Annotated in this window: 1 protein-coding gene; it reads left to right on the plus strand. The window is 73.0% G+C overall.

The window, feature by feature from the left end; translation table 11 throughout:
* Positions 1-337: ribonuclease domain-containing protein (locus AMK27_RS40905; protein ID WP_073919580.1), on the plus strand; the 337-nt coding region annotated here is incomplete at its 5' end.
* Positions 338-352: the final 15 nt, after the last annotated feature.

Below are 352 nucleotides of genomic sequence, written 5' to 3' on the forward strand. Positions count from 1 at the left end.
CACGACCACCACCCCCACCGCCGAGGCCGCCGCGCCCACCGGAACCTCCGGGCTCCCCACCGTGCGCGCCGCCGACCTGCCGCCCGAGGCGCGCAAGACCCTCGGCCTGATCGCCCGCGGCGGCCCCTACCCGTACGCCAAGGACGGCGCCGTCTTCTCCAACTTCGAGCGGATCCTGCCCCGCCAGCCACGCGGCTACTACCGCGAGTACACCGTGCGGACCCCCGGTGAACGCGACCGCGGCGCGCGCCGGATCGTCACCGGGCGGAACGGCGAGATCTACTGGACCGACGACCACTACGAGAGCTTCCGGGAGGTGGTCACCGATGAGGATTGACGACCCCGTCGTCCT

The organism is Streptomyces sp. CB02009, from assembly GCF_001905825.1.
Taxonomy (GTDB): domain Bacteria; phylum Actinomycetota; class Actinomycetes; order Streptomycetales; family Streptomycetaceae; genus Streptomyces.